The sequence below is a fragment of the Neisseria sp. P0022.S010 genome (assembly GCF_051956635.1).
In genome coordinates, this window is sequence record NZ_JBQCXF010000119.1 from 1 (window position 1) to 8,013 (window position 8,013).

The following is an 8,013-nucleotide window of genomic DNA, read 5'->3' on the forward strand; positions in this document are numbered from 1 at the left end:
TTATAAGGGAAAATATATTTCTGATTTTTATAATTTTTCTTTCCTGATACGCCGCTGAGTTTTGCAGTCAACGCCCATACGCCGGATACGGCAGGACGGCTTTTGTCAAAAGCAATTTTGGCTTCCAGGCTGGTATATCGGTCTTTGCAGTTTCGTTTTTCGCGCCCTTTATATTCATCGCAATTGCCGTAATATGCGCCGTTATCGTTACCGTTGATAATTAAGCTTTTACGGATTCGGTTGCTATCATCGGTAAACAGGAAGTTTTGCGAAGTCGTCGTGTCGCCTTGGCCTGTATAACTTGACTCGGCAACATAGCCCCAGTTTTGCGCGCCAACCTGAACAAACTTCCACGCCTTATTCTCCGACGGCTCGCCCCATGCGCCGATTTCATCGCTTCCATGTTGTTTGATTGCCCACTTTCCGTCTGCTTTTTCCAAAACAAACAATTCCGCCAGGCCCGAAGAAGCATGCGCGTCCTGTTTTACTTTTTGTTGCATATCGTAGGCAAAACCTGTGTACAACACATAGCGCGTGGCTTTACCGTTGCGTGTTACGGTATGATCGGCAACGGGTTTCATGCAATACATAATATTGTCAGATGCTGTCTCACTGTCTTTCGGCGGCTTGGCGAGCTGGCATTTGTGCGCGGCAAGCGGTCGGTTGTAATACTTGGCAATGACGGCCTGGACAGCGGCTTTGTCGTTATCGGGTGCAGCCGACGCCAAGACAGGGCAGGCAATAAAAAGCAGGGAGATAATGCGTTTCATAGAAATTTTCCCAAAATGTTTTATTGAAAAAAGTACTGTTGACTTCAGGCCGTCTGAAACTGTTTTCAGACGGCCTTTTTGTGTTTGTTGCTGACACGCGACAACATACCGGCGACAAAAGTGGACGCAATAACGACGGTAATGCCCATCGCAGACATAGTACTTAAATGTTCGCCCAAAATTAACACCGCCATGATAACGCCGATGACAGGCTCAAGCGAAATCAGCAGGCCGGAGACGTTGGCAGGGACTTTATTCATGCCTTTGTTCCACAACAGATAGGCAAGCCAGCTGCAACCGATCCCCATATACAAAATCGACAGCGTACCGCCCCATGACCAATTGATTTGATAGCTGTCTGCCAACACCAGCGAAAACGGCAGACACAACACCGCCGCCGTCGCCATGGAAGCAGAAGTAAATGCGGGCACGCCGATACGGGCAATCATCTGCTGGCTCGGACGTATCACGCCTGCAAAACCCAATCCCGCAAGCAAAATCAGCAGACAGCCGAACCAGTCAATCGTACCGCCCTCTTCTGCACCGCCCATTACCATCATGCCCACGCCGGCAAACGCCACCGCGCAGCAAATCCAGTGGTAAAGTTTGGCTTTGTCGTTGAAGAAGAAATGACCGACAAAGACCACCAGCAAAGGCTCCAACCCCACCATGGTAACCGCGCTGGCAGCGGATGTATATTTCAAACCGATAAACTGGAGCATCAAAACGACAACGTAGTTGACAAAGGAGATCCACAGCAACGGTTTCCATTCGCTCCGCGGAATCCTACCCAAATGACGGCGGCACGACGGCAGCACCATCAATGCGGCAATCAACAACCGCGCCTCAACCATCAGCGTCGGGTCGAGCATCTCATAGGAGTACTTGGCAGCGATAAACGAGCTGCCCCAGATTAACAGTGCGAGTATTTGGTAAAGCATGGTTCAACTCATGGCAAAAAATTAATCGTTTCTTCTCTGGCTTTCAGACGGCCTGAAGCCTTTTCAAGCTGTTTTTATTTTGATTGTGTCAGCAAATCCAAAAATATCTAACTAATGGATAAATGACATGGCCGGTTCTTTCATTATAGGCAGGCAGAAATGTCCGTCCTATCCTCCCTATTACAACAAACCATGCTGCTGCAGCTTTTTGCGCAAGGTATTGCGGTTTAACCCCAAAATAACCGCCGCTTTAGATTGGTTGCCGCCGCATTGTTCCATCACGCAAATCAGCATCGGTTTTTCGACTTGGTGCAACACCATATCGTACACGCCGCAAGGTTCCGTACCATCCAAGTCTTTGAAGTATTGTCGTAAGTTTTGTTCAATACATTGCGCAATGTCAGTAGTCGTTTGATTCATCGTGATGTCTTTCTTTGGATTTGTTTTTAAATGATAAGGCCGTCTGAAACTCTTTAGCCTTCCCGATAGTGGCATACCCAACGGTCGGTTTTCTCTAAAAGCGTCTCAAGATAGGCGGCAAGGGTGTCGTATTGTGCCGCGGCGCTATCCAAGCGGTTGATTTCCCCGCATGTTTGTTCGCCGTCGGGCATTTCATCGATATACCAGCCGATGTGTTTGCGGGCGATGCGCACGCCGGCAATTTCGCCATAAAATTCATGCATGGCGCGGATGTGGTTCAAAATGGTGGCGTTACATTCTGCCAAGCTCAAGGCCGGCGGTAAAACGCCGTGTTCGGCGTAATGTTTTAAATCACGGAAAAGCCACGGTCTGCCTTGTGCGCCGCGCCCTATCATGATGCCGTCGGCGGCGGTTTGCTTGAGGACGGAGGCGGCTTTTTGCGGCGAAGTGATATCGCCGTTGACCCAAACGGGGATGCTCAGACGGCCTTTGGTTTCGGCAATCAGTTCGTAACGCGCTTCGCCTTTGTACATCTGCGTACGGGTGCGGCCGTGGATGGCAAGGGCTACGATGCCTGATTCTTCGGCAATTTTGGCGATGGTCGGCAAGTTTTGATGTTCGTCGTGCCAGCCCAAACGGGTTTTGAGGGTAACGGGTACATCCACCGCGTTGACAACGGCTTCCAAGATTTCGCCAACCAAAGGCTCGTTTTGCATCAACGCGCTGCCTGCCTGCACATTACAGACTTTTTTGGCCGGGCAGCCCATGTTTATATCAATGACCTGCGCGCCTAAGCCGACGTTATACCGCGCGGCTTCCGCCATCTGCTGCGGATCGCTGCCGGCAATCTGCACGGCCACAACTCCGCCCTCGCCTTCAAAATCGCTGCGGCGCAAGGTCTTTTTGGTATGTCTCAGCGTCGGATCGCTAGTCAGCATTTCGCATACCGCCCACCCTGCGCCAAACTCGCGGCAAATCCGGCGGAACGGTTTGTCCGTAATGCCTGCCATGGGGGAAAGTGCGATGGGGTTGTCAATGAAATAGCCGCCGATGTGCATGATGTGTGCGCCAAGTTGAAAGGGCTGAAATTGTACAATTTTTAAGCAATTTTTCCAATCGTATTTACATGTTGCACAATGAAAAAGGCCGTCTGGAACTGAGTTTCAGACGGCCTTTTCAGCCACAATATTTAAATAAACAGCATAACAACCATCTGCACTGCGGCCTGAATCATGGCGATAATCGGCCAAATTAGTTTGGCCAGCAGGCCGGTAAACAACAGGATCAGGATAATCCATGTGCCGTATGGCTCTATTTTACGGAACTGCATGGACTGTTTGGCGTTAAGGAAGGTATCGATAAAAATACCGCCGTCCCAAGGTAAAATCGGAATCAGGCTGAATGCGACCCAAATTGAGTTTACCATCACGCCGTAACCGGCCATCTGCACCAACGGCGCTTGATAAGACTCAGGCACATACGCGGAAAATACGACGACAAAGCCCCAAAAGAACGCCAAAATCAGATTGGCAATCGGACCTGAAATCGACACCCAACGCCACGCACGGCGCGGATCGCGGAAATTGCGCGAATCGATGGGCATAGGACGCGCCCAGCCGAACAGAAAACTGCCTATCATCAGACACACCAGCGGCACGACAATCGTACCGACAGGATCGATATGCGGCAGCGGATTGAGGGTCAAACGCCCAAACTGCTCGCCGGTATGGTCGCCCCAATACCGCGCCGTATAACCGCGTGCCACTTCGCGCACGGTAATGGCCAACAACACGGGCAATACTGCCAGCAGAAATACGCCTAAATCAAAATTTGCAAACATGGTTTTCCTTATCAAACATGCCGTCTGAAAACAGAAAATATCCTTTCAGACGGCCTGAGGCTTTAATCGTCTTCTTTTTTATTCGAACTGAAAAACTCTTTCAGCTCTTTCCAAGTAATGCCCTTACCTTGCGGATTCAATTTGAAGACTGGTTTGCCGTAATTACTGTACACACTGTCGCCGATAATATTAATGGCCTTATGTGTGCCGTTGATTTGCATATACATGCGGGAAGCCAACATGCGGCCTTTGCGGTCGAGATAATAGTCGACAACAAGATTGTTACCGAATATCCGCTGGAAGCTAAGTGGCTGGTTATCACTTATGTTGACAGACATACTGAAAAATTCCCGCGCATTTTTATAATCTTCTTCTGTTGACCCTGGTTGAGGCGTTTTCTGTAATTTCGACAATTCTTCATCAAAAGCCTTAGCCATTGCCTTCATTACGACAGAATCATACTCCGGTTTCATGACATGACGTACACGATAGCGTGCATGGTTTGCCTTACCAAAGGCATCCATTTCTTTAAATACATATGCATCGGCAGGCATAGCCTTATTGGCACTCAAAAAAGCACGTACTCCCGCCTCTGCAATATGATCAAAAGGCATGTGTTTCGAATCACCGATTTCTTTCAAACTCACTTTTAAAGGTTCTTTAATCAAACGTTTGCCGATTTTCTCATCAGTGTACACATTAACAATGGCAGACACGCTGGCAGGCAGATCAACATAAATTTCCCATTTTTCCGCATCTAACTTCATAGGAAGTTTGATACTAAGTTTTTCATTGTGGTTGTTGATGACCAATTCAGGAATCATCTCAAATTGACGCGTTGACAAATCAACTGCCGACTCATAATTCAGATGAACCCCTTCCATGTAACTGGATATGGCAGGATATTTATCCAGATAATCAACGGCAACTTGTGCGATATTGCCATCCGGCAAGGCATCAAGCATTGCATTGCGGAACTCAGCCTCTTCTCGTTCAGAAAACTCCTGCTTCAAAGCAGCGTCGTCTTCTTGAGCAACCTTCATAGAGGATGCCGCCTCCCCCTCTTTGGCTTTGGCATCCTTTGCTTTCGCTTCGGCTTTCTTTTCCACCTTTTCATCTGCCAATACAGCTTCAGCCAATGGGCTGATATATATTCGAGAGCTGCCTGTGATGTTAAAGCTGCGGTCTTCTTTTAAAATACGGTCATTGGAAATCGACATTACCTCGTGTGCGGTTTTGTGATCTAAATTACTGCACGCGCTCAAACCAAATACCGCAGCAATGGCCAAACCAATTATCTTATTCATTTTGCCCAACCTTTTTGATTAAATGATTCCGTTAGTACAATTTAACACAAGGCAACGATTCCATAAAGGCTTCAAACGGCATGATTCATTGCTGCTCGCTATCATACCTAATTCAATCGCCCTATCTATTCCAAGCCTAAAGGCCGTCTGAAACTTTAAATCCAGTTTCAAACGGCCTTTGATTTCCTATTTAAAATGCCTCAGCTGTTTTACAGGCTGTAATACATTTCAAATTCCAGCGGATGCGGCGCCATGCGGATACGGCGGACATCTTCCTCTTTAAAGGCAATGTAGCTGTCGATCCAGTCTTTGCTGAACACGCCGCCGCGCAGGAGGAATTCGTGGTCGGCTTTGAGGGCGGCCAGTGCTTCTTCCAAAGAAGCGCAAACGGTAGGCACCAATGCATCTTCTTCCGGAGGCAGGTCGTACAGGTTTTTATCGGCAGGGTCGCCCGGATGGATTTTGTTTTGAATGCCGTCCAAACCGGCCATCAACAAAGCGGCAAATGCCAAGTATGGGTTGGCGGTCGGATCAGGGAAACGCGCTTCGATGCGGCGTGCTTTGCTGCTGTTCACAGACGGAATGCGGATGGAAGCGGAACGGTTTTTGGCGGAATAAGCCAGTTTGGTCGGCGCTTCAAAGTGCGGCACGAGGCGTTTGTAGGAGTTTGTGGACGGATTGGTAATCGCGTTCAAGGCTTTGGCGTGTTTGATGATGCCGCCGATGTAATAAAGGGCGGTATCGGACAAACCGGCATAGCCATCGCCTGAGAACAGGTTTTGACCGTCTTTCCAAATGGATTGGTGAACGTGCATACCGCTGCCGTTGTCGCCCATGATGGGTTTGGGCATGAAGGTGGCGGTTTTGCCGAAGTTGTGGGCAACGTTTTGGATGACGTATTTCATGTCTTGGGTTTGGTCGGCGCGTTTAACCAAGGTGGCGAAGCGCGTGCCGATTTCCATTTGGCTGCCGGTGCCGACTTCGGCGTGGTGGACTTCGACTTCGATGCCGAGTTCTTCCAAAACATTGACCATGGCGGAGCGCAGGTCTTGACCGCAGTCAATCGGCGCAACAGGTGCGTAACCGCCTTTGACGGTCGGACGGTGGCCGGTGTTTTGACCGTCCATGTGCAGGCCGCTTGACCATGCGCCGCTTTCGGAAGTAATTTCGTAACGGGTTTTGTGCATATCGGTTTCAAATTCTACGCCGTCAAAAACGAAGAATTCAGGCTCAGGGCCGAAATAGGCGGTGTCGCCGATACCGGAAGATTTCAAGTAAGCTTCGGCTCGGCGTGCGATAGAGCGGGGGTCGCGGTCATAGCCTTGGCCGTCGGCCGGATCGATGACATCGCAGGTAAAGACAACGGTGGTATCGTCGTAGAAAGGATCGACGAAGGCTGTAGACGCATCGGGACGCAACTGCATATCTGAAGCCTGAATACCTTTCCAACCACCGATGGACGAACCGTCAAACGCTTGACCGTTTTCGAACCATTCTTCGGGATCGTCGAGGACGATGCGGGTGGGGATGGTAAAGTGGTGCTGCTTGCCTTTGGTATCGGTAAAGCGCAAATCTACGAAGCGGGCTTCGCTTTCTTCAATCAGTTTTACAGCGTCTTTGATGGACATCTTCAGCTCCTGAGGGAATGGGTTTAAGTTGTTATTCTATCACGGTAAGGCCGTCTGAAATACATCAGGGCACCCGTTTTTACGCAATGAAATATAGTTTCAGACTGTTTAATTGTCAACAATTTTACATTACGCTTTCTTAACATAAAGACCGCTATAATAAGCACTCTTTTCTTTTGTTTTTTCAGACCCGTTTTATGAACAACACCCCGCGTTACGCCGTTTTCGGCAATCCCGTTGCACACAGTAAATCGCCGCAAATCCATCAGCAATTTGCGCTGCAGGAAGGCGCGGCCATTGAATATGAGCGCATTTGTGCCGAAATCGGCGGTTTTGCCGAGGCCGTTGCGGCGTTTCGTGCCGAGGGAGGGCAAGGTGCGAATGTAACTGTCCCGTTCAAGCAGGAAGCTTTTGCGCTGGCGGACGAACATTCCGACCGCGCTTTGGCTGCCGGCGCAGTCAATACGCTGGTGTGGTTGGAAGACGGCAGAATACGCGGCGACAATACCGACGGTATCGGTTTGGCCAACGACATCACGCAGGTTAAAAATATTGCCATCAAGGGCAAAACCATTTTGCTTTTGGGCGCAGGCGGCGCGGTGCGCGGCGTGATTCCGGTTTTGAAAGAACACCGCCCTGCCCGTATCGTCATTGCCAACCGTACCCACACCAAAGCCGAGGAATTGGCGCAGCTTTTCGGCATTGAAGCCGTCCCGATGGCGGATTTGAACGGTGGTTTTGATATCATCATCAACGGCACGTCCGGCGGTTTGAGCGGTCAGCTTCCTGCCGTCAACCCTGAAATTTTCCGCAACTGCCGCCTCGCCTACGATATGGTTTACGGCGACGCGGCGCAGGCGTTTTTGAACTTTGCCCAAAGCAACGGTGCGGCCGAAGTTTCAGACGGCCTGGGTATGCTGGTCGGTCAGGCTGCCGCTTCTTACCATATTTGGCGCGGATTTACGCCCGATATCCGCCCCGTTATCGAATACATGAAAGCCCTGTAACCATGTTCCGCATCATCAAATGGCTGATTGCCCTGCCCATCGGCATCTTCATTTTCTTCAACGCTTATGTGTACGGCAACATCATTACCTACCGCGCCGT

The 8,013-nt window shown here is 49.8% G+C and carries 8 protein-coding genes and 1 pseudogene; 2 read left to right on the forward strand and 7 right to left on the reverse strand.

Annotated elements, in window-relative coordinates; all coding sequences use genetic code 11:
• From ACTHUT_RS11060 to glnA, 7 genes are all read right to left on the reverse strand, one after another.
• A partial coding sequence (locus tag ACTHUT_RS11060) for a hypothetical protein (RefSeq protein ID WP_440418802.1) occupies positions 1-770 on the reverse strand: 770 nt, incomplete at its 3' end.
• Between the two features lie 65 nt (positions 771-835).
• Positions 836-1,711, reverse strand: a complete 876-nt coding sequence (locus ACTHUT_RS11065) for a DMT family transporter (protein WP_250601237.1) — start codon at positions 1,709-1,711, stop codon at positions 836-838.
• 180 nt (positions 1,712-1,891) lie between these two features.
• Positions 1,892-2,131, reverse strand: a complete 240-nt coding sequence (locus ACTHUT_RS11070) for a Fis family transcriptional regulator (RefSeq protein WP_049351145.1) — start codon at positions 2,129-2,131, stop codon at positions 1,892-1,894.
• Between the two features lie 53 nt (positions 2,132-2,184).
• Positions 2,185-3,189, reverse strand: a complete 1,005-nt coding sequence (gene dusB / locus ACTHUT_RS11075; protein ID WP_250601239.1) for a tRNA dihydrouridine synthase DusB — start codon at positions 3,187-3,189, stop codon at positions 2,185-2,187.
• A 131-nt stretch (positions 3,190-3,320) separates the two neighbouring features.
• Complete coding sequence (locus ACTHUT_RS11080) at positions 3,321-3,971, reverse strand: site-2 protease family protein (RefSeq protein WP_049328871.1); 651 nt, start codon at positions 3,969-3,971, stop codon at positions 3,321-3,323.
• A 62-nt stretch (positions 3,972-4,033) separates the two neighbouring features.
• The gene (locus ACTHUT_RS11085; RefSeq protein WP_003684274.1) at positions 4,034-5,278 is read right to left on the reverse strand and encodes a hypothetical protein; all 1,245 of its coding nucleotides are present in this window, start codon (positions 5,276-5,278) and stop codon (positions 4,034-4,036) included.
• 209 nt (positions 5,279-5,487) lie between these two features.
• Entirely contained in the window at positions 5,488-6,906 is a 1,419-nt protein-coding gene (gene glnA, locus ACTHUT_RS11090) for a type I glutamate--ammonia ligase (RefSeq protein ID WP_137041124.1), read from the reverse strand.
• A 197-nt stretch (positions 6,907-7,103) separates the two neighbouring features.
• Here glnA and aroE point away from each other — a divergent pair, with 197 nt between their 5' ends.
• Together aroE and ACTHUT_RS11100 are read left to right on the forward strand one after the other, a co-directional pair.
• Positions 7,104-7,913, forward strand: a complete 810-nt coding sequence (gene aroE / locus ACTHUT_RS11095) for a shikimate dehydrogenase (protein WP_440418803.1) — start codon at positions 7,104-7,106, stop codon at positions 7,911-7,913.
• 2 nt (positions 7,914-7,915) lie between these two features.
• Positions 7,916-8,013 (forward strand): annotated as a pseudogene (locus tag ACTHUT_RS11100) (monofunctional biosynthetic peptidoglycan transglycosylase); the annotation flags it as partial.

What these genes read in the sequence shown, in the direction of transcription:
- ACTHUT_RS11070 (WP_049351145.1), bottom strand. Translation starts at nt 2,131, where the DNA reads ATGAATCAAACGACTACTGACATTGCGCAATGTATTGAACAAAACTTA.
- ACTHUT_RS11065 (WP_250601237.1), bottom strand. Translation starts at nt 1,711, where the DNA reads ATGCTTTACCAAATACTCGCACTGTTAATCTGGGGCAGCTCGTTTATC.
- ACTHUT_RS11085 (WP_003684274.1), bottom strand. Translation starts at nt 5,278, where the DNA reads ATGAATAAGATAATTGGTTTGGCCATTGCTGCGGTATTTGGTTTGAGC.
- glnA (WP_137041124.1), bottom strand. Translation starts at nt 6,906, where the DNA reads ATGTCCATCAAAGACGCTGTAAAACTGATTGAAGAAAGCGAAGCCCGC.
- ACTHUT_RS11080 (WP_049328871.1), bottom strand. Translation starts at nt 3,971, where the DNA reads ATGTTTGCAAATTTTGATTTAGGCGTATTTCTGCTGGCAGTATTGCCC.
- aroE (WP_440418803.1), top strand. Translation starts at nt 7,104, where the DNA reads ATGAACAACACCCCGCGTTACGCCGTTTTCGGCAATCCCGTTGCACAC.
- dusB (WP_250601239.1), bottom strand. Translation starts at nt 3,189, where the DNA reads ATGCACATCGGCGGCTATTTCATTGACAACCCCATCGCACTTTCCCCC.